The organism is Streptomyces sp. GbtcB7 (assembly GCF_019091445.1).
In the GTDB taxonomy this organism is placed as follows: Bacteria; Actinomycetota; Actinomycetes; order Streptomycetales; family Streptomycetaceae; genus Streptomyces; species Streptomyces mirabilis.
Genome location: NZ_JAGXJM010000004.1, coordinates 285,709 through 302,881, shown reverse-complemented (window position 1 = coordinate 302,881; position 17,173 = coordinate 285,709). Strand labels below are relative to the sequence as shown.

At 72.7% G+C, this 17,173-nt stretch carries 13 protein-coding genes and 1 tRNA gene; 5 read left to right on the top strand and 9 right to left on the bottom strand.

The window, feature by feature from the left end:
- The first annotated feature begins 312 nt into the window (after positions 1-312).
- The 3 genes from KVT44_RS09185 (at position 313) to KVT44_RS09175 (ending at position 3,686) form a co-directional block, all read left to right on the top strand.
- Positions 313-1,095, top strand: coding sequence for an aspartate/glutamate racemase family protein (locus KVT44_RS09185; RefSeq protein WP_217566649.1), 783 nt, complete (start codon positions 313-315; stop codon positions 1,093-1,095).
- Complete coding sequence (locus KVT44_RS09180) at positions 1,092-1,823, top strand: aspartate/glutamate racemase family protein (RefSeq protein WP_099922487.1); 732 nt, start codon at positions 1,092-1,094, stop codon at positions 1,821-1,823. Before KVT44_RS09185 ends, KVT44_RS09180 begins: the two co-directional genes overlap by 4 nt.
- A 768-nt stretch (positions 1,824-2,591) precedes the next feature.
- Positions 2,592-3,686 (top strand): LLM class flavin-dependent oxidoreductase, encoded by a 1,095-nt coding sequence (locus KVT44_RS09175; RefSeq protein WP_217566648.1) that lies wholly within the window; start codon positions 2,592-2,594, stop codon positions 3,684-3,686.
- A gap of 55 nt (positions 3,687-3,741) precedes the next feature.
- Here the strand turns inward: KVT44_RS09175 and KVT44_RS09170 are convergent, their stop codons facing one another.
- A complete protein-coding gene (locus tag KVT44_RS09170) occupies positions 3,742-5,811 on the bottom strand; it encodes a bifunctional diguanylate cyclase/phosphodiesterase (RefSeq protein ID WP_229889412.1) in 2,070 nt (689 codons plus the stop codon).
- Positions 5,812-6,368: 557 nt separating this feature from the next.
- Here KVT44_RS09170 and KVT44_RS09165 point away from each other — a divergent pair.
- Positions 6,369-7,829 (top strand): M6 family metalloprotease domain-containing protein, encoded by a 1,461-nt coding sequence (locus tag KVT44_RS09165; protein WP_190173201.1) that lies wholly within the window; start codon positions 6,369-6,371, stop codon positions 7,827-7,829.
- Positions 7,830-7,899: 70 nt separating this feature from the next.
- On the opposite strand, the gene KVT44_RS09160 is transcribed toward KVT44_RS09165, so the two are convergent.
- The 7 genes from KVT44_RS09160 to KVT44_RS09130 all read right to left on the bottom strand — a co-directional run bounded on the left by KVT44_RS09160 (position 7,900) and on the right by KVT44_RS09130 (position 14,607).
- A tRNA-Lys gene (locus tag KVT44_RS09160) sits at positions 7,900-7,973 on the bottom strand.
- The gene (locus KVT44_RS09155; RefSeq protein ID WP_107490803.1) at positions 7,964-8,599 is read right to left on the bottom strand and encodes a bifunctional DNA primase/polymerase; all 636 of its coding nucleotides are present in this window, start codon (positions 8,597-8,599) and stop codon (positions 7,964-7,966) included. Before KVT44_RS09155 ends, KVT44_RS09160 begins: the two co-directional genes overlap by 10 nt.
- 202 nt (positions 8,600-8,801) lie before the next feature.
- Positions 8,802-9,185: a hypothetical protein gene (locus tag KVT44_RS09150; RefSeq protein ID WP_054232844.1), complete on the bottom strand. Its 384-nt coding sequence runs from the start codon at positions 9,183-9,185 to the stop codon at positions 8,802-8,804.
- A 332-nt stretch (positions 9,186-9,517) separates the two neighbouring features.
- Positions 9,518-10,852: an AAA domain-containing protein gene (locus tag KVT44_RS09145; RefSeq protein ID WP_217566647.1), complete on the bottom strand. Its 1,335-nt coding sequence runs from the start codon at positions 10,850-10,852 to the stop codon at positions 9,518-9,520.
- Positions 10,849-12,453 (bottom strand): hypothetical protein, encoded by a 1,605-nt coding sequence (locus tag KVT44_RS09140; RefSeq protein WP_217566646.1) that lies wholly within the window; start codon positions 12,451-12,453, stop codon positions 10,849-10,851. Before KVT44_RS09140 ends, KVT44_RS09145 begins: the two co-directional genes overlap by 4 nt.
- On the bottom strand, positions 12,444-13,658 hold the full coding sequence (locus KVT44_RS09135; protein ID WP_308313948.1) for a hypothetical protein: 1,215 nt from the start codon (positions 13,656-13,658) through the stop codon (positions 12,444-12,446). The genes KVT44_RS09140 and KVT44_RS09135 overlap by 10 nt, the downstream gene beginning before the upstream one ends.
- A complete protein-coding gene (locus tag KVT44_RS09130) occupies positions 13,609-14,607 on the bottom strand; it encodes a phosphatase PAP2 family protein (protein ID WP_217566645.1) in 999 nt (332 codons plus the stop codon). Before KVT44_RS09130 ends, KVT44_RS09135 begins: the two co-directional genes overlap by 50 nt.
- Before the next feature lie 261 nt (positions 14,608-14,868).
- Here KVT44_RS09130 and KVT44_RS09125 point away from each other — a divergent pair, with 261 nt between their 5' ends.
- A complete protein-coding gene (locus tag KVT44_RS09125; RefSeq protein WP_060901880.1) occupies positions 14,869-15,465 on the top strand; it encodes a histidine phosphatase family protein in 597 nt (198 codons plus the stop codon).
- 20 nt (positions 15,466-15,485) lie between these two features.
- On the opposite strand, the gene KVT44_RS09120 is transcribed toward KVT44_RS09125, so the two are convergent.
- Positions 15,486-16,934 carry a hypothetical protein gene (locus KVT44_RS09120; RefSeq protein WP_217566644.1) on the bottom strand — a complete coding sequence of 483 codons (1,449 nt, stop codon included), beginning with the start codon at positions 16,932-16,934 and terminating at the stop codon, positions 15,486-15,488.
- Positions 16,935-17,173: the final 239 nt, after the last annotated feature.

The window sequence follows — 17,173 nt, the reverse complement described above, 5'->3', positions numbered from 1 at the left end:
GCGGGATCCGGCGCCGGACCCGGAGGCCGGGGCCGACGCGGATACGGGGCGGGGCGGGCGAGGGAAACCGTTTCGCAATGCGAGTCCGCTTTCCTGAGAGTTCCGAAGAGTCCGAAGAGTTCCGAAGAGTCCCGGAGGGTTTCGGAGGCTTCCTGAGTTCCTGAGAGGACGAACCTGCGGGGTGGGCGGGGGTGGCCGGAGCAGTCTGAGATGCGCGGATTGACCACGCTCGCACCCGAACCTACCTTCGTCAACACGGACGCACACACGGTCCGTTGCCCCTTCGTCTCCCTTCGTGAGGCCGGTGCTGCCATGGACGTCTCCTTTCTCGGCGGCCCCCGCCCCCAGCGCGGGATCGGTGTCGTCGCCCCCTTCGACTTCGCCCTCGACCGCGAGCTGTGGCGCTGGGTCCCCGACGACGTCTCCCTGCATCTGACCCGCACCCCGTTCGTGCCGGTCGAGGTGAGCCTGGACCTGGCCCGCCTGGTCTCCGAGCACGAGACGCTCGGCGACGCGGTCCGCACGCTCAACGCGGTCGCGCCCGAGGTCGTGGCATACGCGTGCACCTCCGGCAGTTTCGTGGGCGGGGTCGCGGGCGAGCGGGCGATGTGCGAGGCGATGACACGGGCGGGGGAGGTGCGCTCGCTGACCACCTCCGGCGCACTGCTGGAGGCGCTCACCGAGCTGGCCGCCCACCGCATCGCTCTCGTCACCCCCTACACGGTCTCGGTGACCCAGTCCCTGGAGGAGTACCTCGCCGAGGCGGGCGTCCATGTCACCGGGCGCGCCTTCATGGGTCTGACCAGGCACATCTGGAAAGTTCCGTACCGTGATGTGGTCGACATGGCCCGCCGCGCGGTGCGGGGCGAAGGGGCCGACGCCCTCTTCGTCAGCTGCACCAACCTGCCGACGTACGACGTCATCCCCCAGCTGGAGGCGGAACTGCGCATACCGGTGATCTCGGCCAACCAGGTGACGATGTGGGCGGCACTGCGTCACCTGGGTACCCGGGCGGTGGGCCCCTATCAGCGGCTGATCGATCAGTCCGCCCGTGGGGGACCCGTACTGCCGGAAGAACAGGAAGGTTGGGCATGACCGCACTCGGATTCCTCTACCCGGGCCACTCGGCCGAGGACGACTACCCGCGCATCGAACAGCTCCTGGGCAGCGACGTCCGCCTCCAGCTGGTCCACACGGACATCGGGGAGGACGCCCACCGGGTCGACGCGCTGCGCGAGATGGGCTCGGCGGCCCGGCTCTCGGCGGGCGTCGAGGAGCTGCGGCTGTCCGGCGCGGAGGCCGTGGTCTGGGCGTGCACCAGCGGCAGCTTCGTGTACGGCTGGGAGGGCGCCCACGAGCAGGTACGCGCCCTGGCCCGGGCCGCCGGGCTGCCCGCCTCCTCCACGTCCTTCGCGTTCGCGCACGCCGTCCGGGAGGTCGGGGCCCGGAGGGTCGCGATCGCGGCGACCTATCCGCAGGACGTGGCGGACCTCTTCGCCGCGTTCCTTCGGGAGGCGGGGGTGGAGGTCGTGTCGAGCAGGGCCTCCGGGATCATCACGGCGGCGGAGGTCGGGGGCTGGGGTGAGGGGGAGGTCCTCGAGCTCGCCCGGGCCGGCGACCACCCCGACGCGGACGTCGTCCTGCTGCCCGACACGGCCCTCCATACGGCGGCGCACCTTCCGGCGCTGGAGAAGGTCCTCTCCAAGCCGGTCCTCACCGCCAACCAGGTCACGGTCTGGGAGGCCCTACGCCTCGCCGACCGCAAGGTGAACGCCCCCACCCTCGGCACCCTCTTCACAAAGGAGCCCATCATCCAGGCGTAACGCCTCGTCCGCGGCCGGGTGGGGGTTGCTCGCGCAGTTCCCCGCGCCCCTGGGCCGGGGCTGCGCCCCGGGTCCCCGTCTGTCCGGTGGTTCTTTGACTGCGGGCGGGTGGGGGCTGGTCGCGCAGTTCCCCGCGCCCCTGGGCCGGGGCTGCGCCCCGGATCCCCGTCTGCCCAGTGGGTCTTTGGCTGCGGGCGGGTGGGGGTTGCTCGCGCAGTTCCCCGCGCCCCTGGGCCGGGGCTGCGCCCCGGGTCCCCGTCTGTCCGGTGGTTCTTTGACTGCGGGCGGGTGGGGGCTGGTCGCGCAGTTCCCCGCGCCCCTAAAAGCCCCGGTCGCCCGGCGTTCGAGGCCTGCCCCCACCTGCCCCGCCCGTATCACTCAGCCCGTCCGGCGTTTGAGGACGAGGGAGGAGCCCGCCCACCCCCGTCCACTCCACCCACCCCGGCCCGCACGATTCAGCCCGTCCGGCGTTCGAGGACGGGGGCGGAGGTCGGCGCCCCGCCCACCCCCGTCCCCCCCACCCACCCTGGCCCGCTTCTTTCAGCCCGTCCGGCGTTTGAGGACGAGCCCTTCGGGCGATGCGGGGGTCCAGGGGGCGCAGCGCCCCTGGCGGGGGTGAGGGGGCGGAGCCCCTGGGGATGGGACGGGTAGGGGCGGCGGGGGCGAGAGACCCTTCCCACGTGCCGGGAGGCGGTGGCGGGAATAAGCGGGGACTGTCTCCTGTTGGCGCCTTGAGGACAGCAACACGTACGCAACAGGAGGCACCCGGTGGACGACACGGACGAGATCCGAGGCACCGCGCAAGGCACCGCGCCCGTACCCCTCTCCGTACTGGACCTGGTCACCGTAGGCGCCGGCCGCACCGCGACCGACGCCCTGCGCACCAGCGTCGCCATCTCCCGCCTCGCAGAGTCCCGCGGCTTCCACCGCTACTGGGTCGCCGAACACCACTCCATGCCGGGCGTGGCCTCCTCCTCACCCGCGGTGATCCTCGCCCACCTCGCCGCCCGCACGACCCGCATCCGCCTGGGCTCGGGCGGCGTCATGCTCCCGAACCACGCCCCCCTGGTGATCGCGGAGCAGTTCGGCACGCTGGAAGCCATGGCCCCGGGCCGAGTGGACCTGGGCCTGGGCCGAGCCCCCGGCACGGACGGCGCAACGGCCGCGGCCCTCCGCCGCACCGAGCGCCTCCACGAGGGCGCCGACGACTTCCCCGAGCAGCTCGCGGAGCTGACCCGCTTCCTGGACGACGACTTCCCGGCCGGTCACCCCTACGCCCGCATCCACGCGGTCCCGGGCCCCGTCCAGTCGACCTCCCCGGGCGGCGTACAGTCCCCGCACCGCCCCCCGATCTGGCTCCTCGGCTCCTCCGGTTTCAGCGCCCGCCTGGCCGGCGTCCTCGGCCTCCCCTTCGCCTTCGCGCACCACTTCTCGGCCCAGAACACGATCCCGGCGCTGGACCTCTACCGCGAGTCCTTCCGACCGAGCGCCGTGCTGGACGCCCCCTACGCCCTGATCGGCGTCTCCGCCCTCGCGACGGACGACGAGAAGGAGGCCCGCCGCCAGGTCAGGGCCGCGGCCCTGAACATGGTCCGTCTGCGCACCGGCCGCCCGGGTCTCGTCCCGACCCCCGAGGAGGCGGAGGCGTACGACTTCAGCCCGATGGAACGTGAGTTCGTCGACTCCTGGAACGCCAACGTCATCCACGGCACCGCGGACGAGGTCCGCGCCGGCCTCGACGACCTCCAGAAGCGCACCGGCGCCGACGAGCTGATGCTCACGGGCAACGCCCACGGCGGCGACGTACGCCTGCGCTCGTACGAACTGATCGCGGACGCGTACGGGCTGCCGAACGCGGACTAGGCCCCGTTCGGCGTCAGGAACTCGCCGTCAGGAACTCGCCGTCACGAGCTCGCGGTCAGGAACTCGCGGTCAAGAGGGCGGAGATACGATCCGGCGCCACCGGGCGGGAGTACAGCCAGCCCTGCCCGGTGTCGCAGCCGATCCCACGCAGCCGGGTGGCCTGTGAGGCGGTCTCCACGCACTCGGCGGTGACCGTCAGGCCGAGCCGGTGGGCGAGTTGGATGAGCGCCTCGACGATGACCTCGTCGGCGGGGTTGGGGTGGGCGCCGCCGGCACCGCCGTCGGGCCCCTCGTACTGGAAGCCGCGCACGAAGGAGCCGTCCAGCTTCAGGACGGAGACCGGCAGGCGGCTGAGGTAGGCGAGGTTGGAGTACCCGGTGCCGAAGTCGTCGATGGCGATGCGGACGCCCATGTCGCTGAGGGCCTGAAGGGCCTGGAGGGGCCGCCCGGCCGAGCCCATCACCGCCGACTCCGTCAGCTCCAACTGGAGCAGATGCGGGGCGAGACCCGTCTCCGCGAGGATCTCCGCCACGTCCGCGACCAGGTCGGAGTCCCACACCTGCCGTACGGCGACGTTGACGCTGACGAAGATCGGCACCGCGTCGGGACGGTCCAGCTGCCAGCGGCGGGCCTGGCGGCAGGCCGTGGCCAGTACCCAACGGCCGAGCTGGACGATCGAACCGTCTTCCTCCGCCAACCCGATGAACCGATTCGGCGTCAGCGTGCCGAACTGCGGATGGTTCCAGCGGACCAACGCCTCGACCCCGCGCACCCCGCCGTCCTCCATGCCCACCAAGGGCTGGTACTCCAGGGCGAATTCGTTCCGGTCGATCGCCGCCCGGAGGGTGGAGGAGAGCGCCTGACGGGTCATCCGGTGGGCGTTGCGCTCCGGGTCGAACAGCGTCCAGCGGCCCTTGCCGTCCGCCTTCGCCCAGTACAACGTGGTGTCCGCGGCCTGCATCAGATGGGTCGCGCTCGTCCCGGCGGCGCGTCGCTCGACGACCCCGATCGACGCGGAGACCGACAGCCGCTGCCCGGAGAGGTCGAACGGCGCCTGCAGTGACTTCAGGACGGACTCGGCGAGGTCGGCCAACTGGTCCGTCCCGGTCGAGTCCTCGACCAGCAGCGCGAACTCGTCGCCGCCCAGACGGGCGACCAGGGGAGTGGCTCCCCGGGCGTAACCCGCCTCGTCGGCGCAGCGCGTCAGCCGTTCGGCGACGGCCGCGAGCAACCGGTCGCCGACCCGGTGGCCGAGCGTGTCGTTGACCGCCTTGAACCCGTCCAGGTCCAGATAGCAGAGCCCGATCCGGCCGGTGCCGCCCTCCTCGTACGCCTCCGCCTCCAGGGCGGACGAGAGCCGCTCGAAGAACAGCGTGCGGTTGGGCAGCCGGGTCACCGGGTCGTGCATCTGCAAGTGCCGCAGCCGCGCCTGGAGTTCACGGCGGGCGCTGATGTCCGCGATGGACAGCAGTACCGCCTCCTCCTGCGCGGGCAGCGGAGCGATCGTCACCTGCACCCAGAGCGAGTGCCCGTCGGGGTGCTTGAGGCGACGGGTGCAGCGCAGCCGGGCCTGCCGGCCACGCAGCACCTCGCGGTACGCGTGCCAGGTGCGGGCGTCGGAGGCCAGATCCACCAGATCCGCGGCGATCCGCCCGACGAGCGCGCCCGATCCGGTGCCGAGCAGCGCGCCGAGCGACTCGTTGGCGGTGACGACCAGACCCTCGCGGTCGACCACGGCCATCGGAAGGGGCGCGGCGCCGAAGGCGGCACGGAACGCACCGGGAGATGTCGAGGTCCCGGCGGGCGGGATGAGCGCCGCATCGGGGACGGACTCGGAAACGCCAGGGACGGACTCGGGCGTGTCGGAGAGGGACCCGGGCGTGTCGAGGGGGGACTCAGGCGTGTCGAGGGTGTCGAGGGGTGTTTCCGCCGGGGCGTACGTGCCGGGAGAGGCCCCGGCGCAAGGGGATGCGCCGGGGGGCGAAACGGCAGAGACGGATGCGCTGGGAGGCACCTCGGCGTACGTACGAGGAGACGTACGCGGAGATGTGTCGATGTGACGCTCTGTGACGGCCGACCGGATGAGATCTGCCGTGGGCGTCGGCCCTTCGGACGTTCCGCTCACCGCTCGCTCCCGCAGTGCACTCGTTCTTCGTATGGGTCTCTCGGGTGGTCGGCCGGTGCTGGACGGCCGAACAAGCCGTGTCCGTGCAGGAAAGTGTGCCGATCATAGAGGCTGGTTCCGGAGCCTTCCAGCCACAGTCCAGTGTCCAGGAACAACCACCGGTTCTGACAGATCGTTTCTGCCTGCATCTGGACCGGTTCCTGTGCCTGACGATCGCATGTGACGTTCCGTGAGTGTTCGGGGTGTCGTTCGGGGTTTCGGCCGCGCACGGCCTCTCACCCGTCTGGTGCAGACAAACAGGGCGAAGTGTCATGAAGTGACCCAGGCTGGGTGCGGTGTCCCGAAAACCGCATCCGGAGGTCGACGTGCCGCGTCAGCGCCCCCCGAGGGGTCTCGCCCGAGAGGCTCGGCGGCGTCGAACCCCTGACGTTTCGCGGGTTCCTGACGTCCTGACGGTTCTCGGCGTGCCGCGGGCCGTCGCTCGTCCGGGTGTGCCGCGGGCCTCCGTTCGTCAGGGTGCGCCGCGCTGGCGCAGCACCGCGGCCGTGTTCACCTCCATGTCGGCGCTGGCCGCGACCTCCCTGATCACGGGCCCCGCACTCGCCGAACCCCTCTTCTCCCCCTGCGCCCTGAGGCGGACCGAGGCCCACCACTCGGAGGGCCTGGACACCTGGAACGCCGACTATCCGCGCCCCACCCGCCCCCTCGACGCGGTGCTCGTCTATCTGTCCTTCCCGGACTCCCGGCCCCGCACCACGCCCGCCGAACTGGCCGCCGACTACTTCCCGGCCACCAGCCAGTTCTTCGAGCGCGCCTCGTACGGCAGGTTCACGCTGCGCCCGCATCCGCAGCGCGACTGGATCCGGATGCCGCACACCTCCACCTCGTACGCCATAAAGCGCGACTGGAACGCCGCGCGGCGCGGCGCCTATCTGCGTGACGCGGTCGCCGCGGCCGACCGGCAGGTCGACTTCTCCCGCTACGACATCGTCTATTTCGTGGCCGACCCGGACGCGCCGGGCGTCGACTCCGACGCGACGAAGGTCGTCAACCTCGACACCCCCATCGAAGCCGACGGCAAGGACATCCGCCGCGTCGTCACGGTCTTCGAGAAGCACCCGCCGGACCGCCTCGTCCTCGCCCACGAGACGGGGCACGTCTTCGACCTGCCCGACCTCTACCATCGCCCCACCGACGGCAAGGGCGACTGGGACACCTACGTCGGCGACTGGGACCTCATGGGCAGCCAGTTCGGCCTTGCCCCCGACCTGTTCGGCTGGCACAAGTGGAAACTGGGCTGGCTGGAAACTCGCCAGGTGGCCTGTCTGCGGGAGCACGGGACCACGAGGCTGACGTTGGAGCCGCTGGGGTCGGGGCCGGTGACGGGCGGGGCGGGGACGGCGGCATCGGGAGCGCCGGTTTCCGTCGCGAGCGACGCTGCCCAGGCCGGTCCGGCACCGGCTCTGGGCTCCGGGGGATCGACCTCGGACTCGGAGGGCTCCGCCGCGCGGTCCGAGGGGTCGGTTCCCGGCCCCGGGATGCCCGGCTCCGGCTCCGGGGGGCCCGCCTCGGGCTCCCGGGCGCGGACCTCGGCCCCCGCCCGTTCGGCCTCGGCCCCCGCCCTGTCGGCCTCGAGGGCGGTCCTGCCCACCTCGGCCCCAGGGGCGCGCATCTTCGGTTCCGGTCGCGGTACGAAGTTGGCGGTCGTCCGTACGGGTCCCGACAGCGCGCTGGCCTTCGAGGCGCGCACCTCGACGGGCAACGACGGCGCCACCTGCACCCAGGGCGTCCTGATCTACCGCATCCGCAGCGAGGCCGACTCCGGCGGCGGCCCGGTCGAGGTCGTCGACGCCCACCCGCACTCCGAGTCCTGCTGGGGCGAATCGGTCTACCCGCCCCTGGCGGACGCGCCGGTCGGACTGGGGGAGAGTTTCACGGTCCCCGGCGAGAAGGCGCGTGTCGAGGTCGAGGACCGTACGGCGTCCGGGGCGTGGACGGTGAAGATCACGACAGGCTGAGCCCCTCGCCTCGCGCGGAGCCGGACACGCAAGAAGCCCCTCGCTTTCGCGAGGGGCTTCCCACCGTCTGTGCGCCGCCAGGGACTCGAACCCCGGACCCGCTGATTAAGAGTCAGCTGCTCTAACCAACTGAGCTAGCGGCGCCTGCTGACGTCGTAGACCTTAGCATCCTGATCGGCGGGAGGAAAAATCGATATCCGCACCGCGGCGGAGGCGGCCGTGCGGGCCGCCCGGACGGCCGCCCACACCAGGATCTCGGGCCCCGGAAGCCACGGATGCCGGGTGTCGGGGGCCACCAGCCAGCGGGACGTGAGGTGGGCGACGGGGCTCAGGGCGGGCACGGTCACGGCGTCGCCCACCCCGTGGCAGAGCAGCGGAGGAATGGCGTCGACGCGCCCGGATCCCCCCGACTCGCCCGCTCCCCACTCCTCCCACTCCAGGAGCGACGGCAGGCGCTGTGCGGTGCCCGGTGCGCTGAACAGCAGCGTCCGCCCGCGGCGCACGGCCACCGGGCCCGAGCCCGGCCCCTCGTCCCACAGCCGGTCGAGCATCCGCCGGCCGAAGATCGCGGGCACGTTGACGATGTCGAAGGCGGTGCCGCAGGGCAGGACGACCGGGGCGGTCGGGCGTTCCTCCCAGAGGGTGAGGGTGCTGCGCGGATACGTTCCTGCCGAGGCGAGCCAGGCGGCTCCGTCCGGGGTGACGCCGCAGACGTCGAACCGGTCGGGCAACGGGGCGGCGGAGCTGGCCGGATTCCGTGTGCTGCTCATGACTATGAGATGTACCGTCCGTAAGCATCCGCCCCCCGAGAGTTGCGAGAACCCGGGACAGAACGCCGGGGGAGGAGTACCTTGCCCCCGCGGCATATGCCGGGCCGTTCAGGCCGTTTAGGCCGTTAGAGGCGCGGGGAACTGCGCGACAGACCCAGGCGGCGGGGGCGAGAGACCCCGCGGTTACACCGAACAGACCGGCTCACGCATGGTCGCCCACCCCATGCCCGAGCCCCCGCCCATCCCCCTCGGCTCCCCGCAGCAGATCCCGCCCGAACTCGATCATCTTCTTCGCATAGTCCTCGGTCCACTCGGCCCGCTCGGCGATCGAGGCCGGCGTAAGCCGATCGAACCGCCGAGGATCGGCCAGCTGCGCGGCGGCGATCGCCTGGAACTCGAGCGCCCGGTCGGCCGCGGCGCGAAACGCGAGCGTCAGCTCCGTGGCCCGCGCCAGCAGCGCCCGAGGATCGTCGATCGACTCGAGATCGAAGAAGTGCTCCGGATCACCGGCTGCCTCCGCGGGCTCGAAGAGCAGGGGCGCGGGGCGTAGCCGCGGTTCGTTCCGACGCGGCGTGGGCTCCGCCATGTCTTCTCCTCCTCGTACGGTTCAGGGGCCCGCTTCGTGGGTGGGCCACCGTCCATTCTCCCCCGTCCGCGCAAGTAGGCCCGTGTGGGCGGACCCGTACAACCGTGCCATCCGGACCCACGGCCGCCACCTATGGATCCGCTGTGGATCCATGGGTGGATCTACGGTCGCCACAGCACCCGATGCTCCGCCAGATGCGACAGCACCGCGTGATTGGCCTCCCAACCGTCCGGGCTGTTTTCATTGGCCGCCTCCGGCGGCGTGCCGGACTCCGTCCGGCGGATCGGGCGGCGCCGTGCTGATCGCCTGACGGGCAGGTGCCGTAAGGACGGTCAGGGACGCCAGGCCACCCGGTGCTCGGACCAGTGGTCCCATGTGGACATCATTGCCTCCCAGCCGTCCGGAAACTTCACCGTGACCCCCAGCTGCACCGGCTCCGTCGACGGATGGTCGTCCAGCAGTTCCGTCACCCCCGCCCGGCACACCACGATGCACGCGTGCCGATGCCGCGAGGCGAGGACGCACAGCCGCCCCGTCTCCAGGTGGAACGCGGTCGCGTCGGGCCGCCCGGACAGCGGATGCAGCACCACGGTGACGTCGAACTCCCGCCCCTGAAGCCGATTCGCCGTGTCGACGGTGACGTCCGCGACCCCGAGGTCGGCGAGCGCCGCCCGTACGGCCGCCGCCTGGTCCCGGTGCGCCGTGCCGACGGCGATCCGGTCGGCGGTCAGCGGCAGCGGTTCGTCCGCCCGCTCCGAGGTGGCCGCACCGCCCCGGTCCAGCAGCCGTCGTACGACCTGGGCCACCGCCCGTACCGCCTCCGGGTCCGTCCGCGGCGTGTGCCGGGCCGGCAGCTCCAGCAGCCCCCAACCCGCCTCCGCCGCCTCGTCGATGACCCGGTCGGGACCCGAACCGTCCGACGCCACAGCGAACTTCAGCCGCCGGTCGCCATGGCCGGTGCCGCTGCGGAACGGCGTGTACGGGTAGAACGCGTCCGAGACGAGCGGCGCCGCGGAGGCCGGCAGCCGCCAGGACACCGGGAGGCGGTGCTGCGGCAGTTCGGGGTTGTGGGCCAGCAGTGTCGTCACCGCGGACGCCGACGGGTCGTACGACAGCCCCGCCCACTGCTCCGAGCCGACGATCGCGAACGGGTCCAACTGCCCGGGGTCGCCCACGAACAGCGCCCGCTCGAAGAGCCCCGCCACGGCCAGCAGCGCGTCCGACCGCATCTGGTAGGCCTCGTCGACGATCGCGTGCCGCCACGGCTCGACCCCCTTGACGTGGGCCCACTTGGCGGCGGTCGACACGACCACGTCCAGCCCGGCCAGATCGCCGGCCTTCGTGGACTTGCGTACGTTCGGCAGGTCGTCCAGCGCCTTGTCGTAGGGGTCGGGATCGCTGCTGTGCAAGCGCCCCACCGGCAGCTCCCCGTTCTTCTCGGCGAGTCGCAGCACCAGGTCGTCGACCTGGGCGTTGGTCTGCGCGATGACCATCAACGGGCGTCCCGCGGAGGCGAGTTCGAGCGCTGCGCGGACGACGAGGGTGGATTTCCCGGCACCCGGGGGCGAGTCGACCACGACGCCGCGGTGCGTGCCGTGCAGCGTGTCGTCCAGGATCGCGTCGGTGGCGCGGCCGGCCGCGGCTGCGGGATCGAAGACCGTGGTCACAGGACGTCCTCCTCGGTCACCGGGTCCGGCCGCGGTACCGCGTCGGGCTCGCCCGGCGGTCCGCCGTGCGTCCACGGGGTCTCCTCCGGGTCGGGCAGCTTCGCGCCGCCCCGCTGCTCGTGCTCGAAGAGCGTGAAGCAGAGGAGGTCCCCCTTCTCCGGCACGGACCCGGTCTCGGGTTCCTTGCCGCGCCCCATCTTGTCGACGATCCGCAGGACCACCAGCCCGTCGCCCTCCGACGACTCCTCGTACCCGACGAACTCCGCCGCCTGCGGCTTCCCGCCCAGCGACCGGTACACCTTCGTCCGCTCCCCGAGGTGCGGCCGGTCGTCCGTGCGCACGGTCACCAGGGGGCGGGGGCTCGGCCGCTTGCTCTCGCTGTACGCCATGACGACGTCCGTGACCTCACCCGCGAAGGCCTCCCCGACCAGCCGCCGCCCGGCCATGACGAGCGGATCGTCCAGGGCTTCCTGCGCGTCCAGGCGAGCCTGTTCGCGCTCGCGCGTGGCCAGCTTGTTCGCCGCGGTGACCGCGTCGTCACGACGTGGCTGCGGGGGCTCGCCCGCGGTGATCCGGTCGCGGTGGCCGGTGAACGACCAGCGGTCGCGGGTCCACCGGTCGGCCGCGTGGGTGCCCTCGGGGAGCGTCCGCAGCAGGTCGAGGCCGCGCCACACCGCGTCCCAGGTGGGCCGGGTGACCTGTTCGACGAGAGCGCGGATCTCCCGCTCGGCGGTGGTGAGTTCACCGAGCCGGTCGTCCGCCTCCAAGCCGTCCTCGGCGGCGGCGAGGGCGGTCCGCGCGCGGTCGTAGCGCTCGATGGCGGGAGCGAGCAGTTTGTTGTCGAAGGCGGGGTCGGTGGCCGGGCCCGCGGGCGGGCACACGAGCTGTCCCCGGGCATCCCGCCGCAACTCGGCCCGCAGCGCGGCCGCCGCGCCCGCCGCACCCTCCGGGGGGTCGATCCAGGCGAGCAGCGCCCCCAGGTGCTGGTCCTCCAGGCTGCTCTGGCCGGTCGCCCAGTGCCGGGACAGTACGTCGGTGAGGGCGAGCAGCAGGGCGGAGCCGGGCACCCGGGCCCGCTCTCCGAAGTGCGTCAGCCACCGGCCGAGCAACGGCACCCGGGGCGGCGCCGGATGGGGTGCCTCCGGCTCCTGCTCCGCGGTGCGCCGAAACCGCGTGGAGCGGCCGAGGAGCCGTACGAACTCCACGCCCGCGCGGCTCGGCACGATCAGCTGCGGGGCGTCCGCGCACAGTTCGACCTCGACCTTGACGCGCTTGCCGGTCTCGGGATCGGTCTCGCTGCGCTCGGCCGCCTCCACGACGTCCGCGTACGTGTCCACGTACGGCAGTACGACATCGGCCAGCTCCGCGAGGAACGCGAACCGCAGGTCGCGGTCCCGGGGCTGGGGCACGACCAGCAGGTGGGGCGCGTCCCGGTCGGTGCCCACCAGCGCCCCGAGCGGGGCCCCGGCCTCACCTGCGGTGGTCAGCGGTACGAACACCAGGGGCCGCTCGGTCAGATGCCGGTGCCGCACGGTGGCGAGGGGCTGGGCCCGCCCGCTCTCGACGGCCTCCAGCCGGGCGAGGGTGGCGATCAGCGACAAGGGGCCACCTCCGGGAGGACTTCGCCGGCCGGCTCCGGCCGGCCGGTGGGAGGCGTCGCGCGCCCCCGCAGGGCCTCCGACCGCAGCGCCGCGGCCCTGCGCAGAGCCACGACCGCCGGGTCGTCGGGGTCCCCGGCCGCGCCGTGGGCCGCCGCCAGGACCTCACCGATCGTCGTCAGCCCGCCCAGTTCGGAGCGGAGCGACCGCCCCAGGGCCGTCACCACGCCTTCGGCGCGGGAGCGGTCGCGGCAGTGGAAGGCGAGCTCGCAGGCGGCCAGGCACTCGGGGGCGTACGTCGCGGGGACGGACTCGACGGCGGTCGTCAGGTCGGCGGCCGGGAGGTCGGGGGCGAAGCAGGTGCCCTCGGGGAGGGTGTCCGCGATGTCCTCGACGCGTGTGAGGCGGTCCAGCTGGCGGCGGGTGACCGCGCGCTGCTTGCGGATGTCGACGGCGGACGCGGTGGGCAGGTTGGAGAAGTCCTTGGGGCAGACCAGCAGGACCCGGTGGCGAACGTCGGGGACGGTGCCGCCGTCCTCGGCGCCACGCCCCTTCGGCCCCGCGCCGAGGCGCGCGGCCACCTCCTCCAGGGCGAGCACGTAGACCGCGGACTGGCGGGCGGCGGCGCCCACCTTCGCCGGGTCCGCGGAGCCGTCCAGCATCGGGAAGGACTTGATCTCGACGACCGTCCAGCTTCCGTCGGGGTGGACGACGACGGCGTCCGGCTCCAGGAAGGCGGGGGAGCCCGCGACGTCGAGGGCGAGCATGGGGTGGTCGAGCAGGGTCCAGGCGGCGGCCGTGGTGGCCTCACGCAGGGCGAGCGCCGTACGGGCCGCGCGCCCCTCGGGGCCGACCGCGCTCAGGTCGGGGACGACACCGGCCGCGGGCGGCTCGGCGCCCGGGTCCAGCTTCTCGTGCACCAGCCGCAGCAGCTCCGCGCCGCCGTCGGCCTTGACCCGCGCCTCGAACGCGTTCCCCCGCATGAAGGCGAACTGGGACTGGCCGAAGGCGGACGGCGAGCCCAGCGCGTCCGCCAGCTGCGCCTTGTCGACGCCCGCGCCGTCCAGCAGGGCGCGCCGGTCGCACCCCGGGTTCGCGGCGAGTGCCGCGAGGGCCCGCGCGTCCAGCGCCTTGGGCGGTACGGCGGAACCGCGCAGCTCAGCGAGCCGCTGTCGCAGCGCCTTCTCCCGCGTCCGCGGGGGAGGCACCCGGCTCGGCTTCGGGCCCGGTTCGGGACTCGCGCTGTCGGGGAATTCGCTCACCCGTGGAAGTCTGGCATCCGCCACTGACAATTGAGGAACGTGCGCCGCGCGAGGCGCCCGCGACCCACGGGATGCGGGCACCGAGGAGCCCCCGCACGCGGTCCGCGAGCCGCGTCACGTACGGGGTCAGCAGCAGCCCGATCCCCATCACCGTCGCGCCCGCCGCCGCGTCGAGGAAGTAGTGGTTGGCGGTGCCCATCACGACGATCGTGGTCAGCAGCGGATAGGCGATGCCCGCGAGCCGGACGACGGGTGTGCGGCCGTAGCGCCACAGCATCACTCCGCACCACAGCGACCAGCCCACGTGCAGGCTGGGCATCGCCGCGTACTGGTTGGTCATGCCGCCGAGGCCGCGCGGCGCGCTCGCCTCGCCGCCCCACCAGCCGTACGAGCTGTACTGGGCCATCGTGTCGACGAAGCCGTGGCCCGCGGAGAGCAGCCGGGGCGGGCAGGTCGGCATCAGCGTGAAGCCGATCAGCCCGATCAGCGTGGATGTCATCAGCCAGGTGCGGGCGGCGCGGTAGCGCACGGCACGGGAGCGGAAGAGCCAGACCAGGATCGCGGGCGTCACCAGGTAGTGCAGCGACGCGTACCAGAAGTCGGCGGGGACGCCGAGCCAGGCCTCGCGGGTGAACAAGCGGTTCAGCGGGTGCTCGGCGTTGAGGTGGAGGGCCTTCTCGACGCGCAGGATCTCGAGGCCGTGGTCGACGGCGTCGTCGGTGTCGCCCCGGGCGAGCAGCCGGCCCGCCGAGTACGACGCGTACACCATCACGAGCAGCGGCAGCTCGGTCCACCAGCGCAGCCGGGTGTGCGATGCGGCGGTGCGCAGTTCGGTCCACCGGCGGAGCCGGGCGCGCGGTGCCGCCTCGGTTCGCCGTGCATCGGTCTGCGGCATCCGATCGCCCTCCCCCATCTGCTTGCGTGACCTGTGGTTGTTGCTCACGTGACCAGCCGATTGCGCTCCGGTGACACGGCCATCCGATTTTACGGTGTATGTGAACGGCTTAAGGAGGCGCCCCCTGGTCGTCAAAGACGCAGAGATCGCCCGCCGGGTTGCCCGACGCGGGGGTGAGACATGATGGAATCTCCATCTCTCAGGTCCGCGTCTCCTCCTCGTCCCGCACGTCCTCCACGCGCACCGGAAAGGCTTCTCTTCATGGCACCGCGCATCCTGCTGGCCCGGCACGGTCAGACGGAGTGGTCACTGTCCGGCAAGCACACCGGCAGGACCGACATCCCGCTCCTGGAAGAGGGCCGACGCGGCGCCAAGGTGCTGGGGGAGCGACTGCACCGGGCGCCCTTCGACGGGCTCTCGGGGGTCGAGGTGCGCACCAGTCCGCTGGCACGCGCGCGTGAGACGTGCGAACTGGCCGGCTTCGGCGAGCGTGCCACCACCTGGGACACGCTCATGGAGTGGGACTACGGCGCGTACGAGGGCATGACCCCGGCCGAGATCCAGGCGGTGCGCCCGGGCTGGTTCATCTGGCGCGACGGCGTCCCCGAGGGGGAGACCCTGGAGCAGGTCACCGCGCGCGCCGACGAGGTCGTCGCCTGGGCCCGCGCGGAGGACCGGGATGTGCTGGTCTTCGCGCACGGGCACATCCTGCGCTCGATCGGCGCCCGCTGGCTGGGCCTCCCGCTCGACTTCGCGGCCCGTATCCGCCTCAACCCGACCTCGCTGTCGGTGCTCGGCTGGGCCTACGGAGAGCCCGCGATCGAGGCGTGGAACGACTGCGGGCACCTGACCGCGTAAGCACCGGCCGGCGGCCGGGATCACACGATGCGCGGCAGACTCGCGTGGCGCTCGAGGAACGCCGACACACCCGACGCCCGGCGGTGCGGCAGCAGTACGCGCGCGGTGCCCGCCAACATGGTCTGGATGCGCGACGACTGGACCTCGCCCAGCAGGTCGAGGACGCGCAGCCCCGCGAGGGCGGCCTCGTCGGGTCGGCCGCCGCGCGCGAGGTCGTCGGCGAGCTCGGCCGTGTAGAGGGCGATGTTGCGGGTGAAGTGCGGGTCTTGGAGGTGCGCGGCGCGCCGGGCGTGCCGGGCCGCGCGGGTCCAGTCGCCCAGCGTCGACCAGCACTGCGCCTCCAGACCCTCCAGTTCGGCCTCTCCGTAGAAGGTCATCCACTCGGGATCGGTCTCCGAGGGGCCGCGTTCGAAGAGCGTCTGCGCGCGGGCCAGTGCCTGCTCGCACCCCGGTCGGTCGGCGAGTCCGGCCCAGCCGCCCGCCTCCCGCAGCGAGAGCAGCGAGAGCAGCCGCGGGGAGCCGAGCGGGCGCGCCGCGCGCTGCGCCGCCTGCGCCGCGCGCACCGCCTCGCGCGGGCGCCCCGCGTCGCGTGCCAGGAACGCCGTGTTGCAGAAGGCGTGCGCCTCTAGGGCCGGGTCGCCGGACATCCGGGCGGTCGCCAGCGCCTCGGCGTAGTGCGAGCGCGCGTCCTCGAAGCGCCCGGAGTCGTGTGCCAACCAGCCCACCGAGATCGCCAGTTCGCCCGCCCCCGCGTACAGCCGGTCGGCGGTGGTCTGCCGGGTGGTGCCCGCGTCGAGCAGTTCGTAGGCCGTGCGCAGCGGCGCCGCGGCCCGCCGGTAGAGGCCGTCGGCCCCGTGCCGGTCGTCGAGCAGCCGGATCCGGCGGACGGCCTCTTCGAGGGCGCCCGCCTCGGACGTCCCCACCCGGTGGACACGACGGTCCGAGGCCGCGGCCGGAGCGCCGAAGGTGACCCCGAAGGGGCCCAGTGAGGCCGCCGCCACGGTGGCGGTGCCTCCAGTCATGAATGCGCGACGTTGCACGTCGCTCTCCTCGTGGTTCTCGTGCGTCTCGTACGGGTCCTGCGTGTCATACGTCTCGTGCGTCTCCTCCGTCTCACCGGTGGCGTACGTCGGGCTCGTGGTGTGGGGAGGGGGCGCCTCGTCCGTGCCGCGCGCCCCTCGGCCGCGTACGGACGAGCGGGGCGAGAAGCCCAGGTCGGTCAGCGTGCGGCCGGGGAACATGTGCAGGAACACCCGTTCGTACGCGTAGTTGGGGCAGCGGATCTCTCCTGCCTCGACCCGCCCGATGTAGCGCGCGTCACAGCTGACCAGCTCCCCGATCTCGCGCGCGGCCCTCCGTACCGCCGCGGCGAACTCGCCCGGCGAGCGCTGTCCGCGCAGCCGCCGGAAGGCGAGATTCGGCCGTGGTGGCCGGGGGGACTGGGACGAGGTCAACGCTGACGACGTCATGGCCGGGCCCTCTCTTGCGAACCGTCGAACCATGCCGGACTCAAGACGAGTTGTCCGTGTTGCGACGTGTGCCGCCTTGTCCCGGCGGAGCAAGAACGTACCTGCTGTGACGGTGTCGCCACGCTGGGTTTAGCTACAAAACGGATATCTCATCCACGATCTGCCATGAACTGCCATCCTTTGCGGCTGTGTTGTGCCGTAGCCGTTGACGTTCTGACGCGTTGAACCCGGTGGACCGG

Coding starts and splice junctions, on each gene's coding strand:
- KVT44_RS09185 (WP_217566649.1), top strand. CDS start 313: ATGGACGTCTCCTTTCTCGGCGGCCCCCGCCCCCAGCGCGGGATCGGT.
- KVT44_RS09180 (WP_099922487.1), top strand. CDS start 1,092: ATGACCGCACTCGGATTCCTCTACCCGGGCCACTCGGCCGAGGACGAC.
- KVT44_RS09165 (WP_190173201.1), top strand. CDS start 6,369: ATGTCGGCGCTGGCCGCGACCTCCCTGATCACGGGCCCCGCACTCGCC.
- KVT44_RS09155 (WP_107490803.1), bottom strand. CDS start 8,599: ATGAGCAGCACACGGAATCCGGCCAGCTCCGCCGCCCCGTTGCCCGAC.
- KVT44_RS09150 (WP_054232844.1), bottom strand. CDS start 9,185: ATGGCGGAGCCCACGCCGCGTCGGAACGAACCGCGGCTACGCCCCGCG.
- KVT44_RS09130 (WP_217566645.1), bottom strand. CDS start 14,607: ATGCCGCAGACCGATGCACGGCGAACCGAGGCGGCACCGCGCGCCCGG.
- KVT44_RS09125 (WP_060901880.1), top strand. CDS start 14,869: ATGGCACCGCGCATCCTGCTGGCCCGGCACGGTCAGACGGAGTGGTCA.
- KVT44_RS09120 (WP_217566644.1), bottom strand. CDS start 16,934: ATGACGTCGTCAGCGTTGACCTCGTCCCAGTCCCCCCGGCCACCACGG.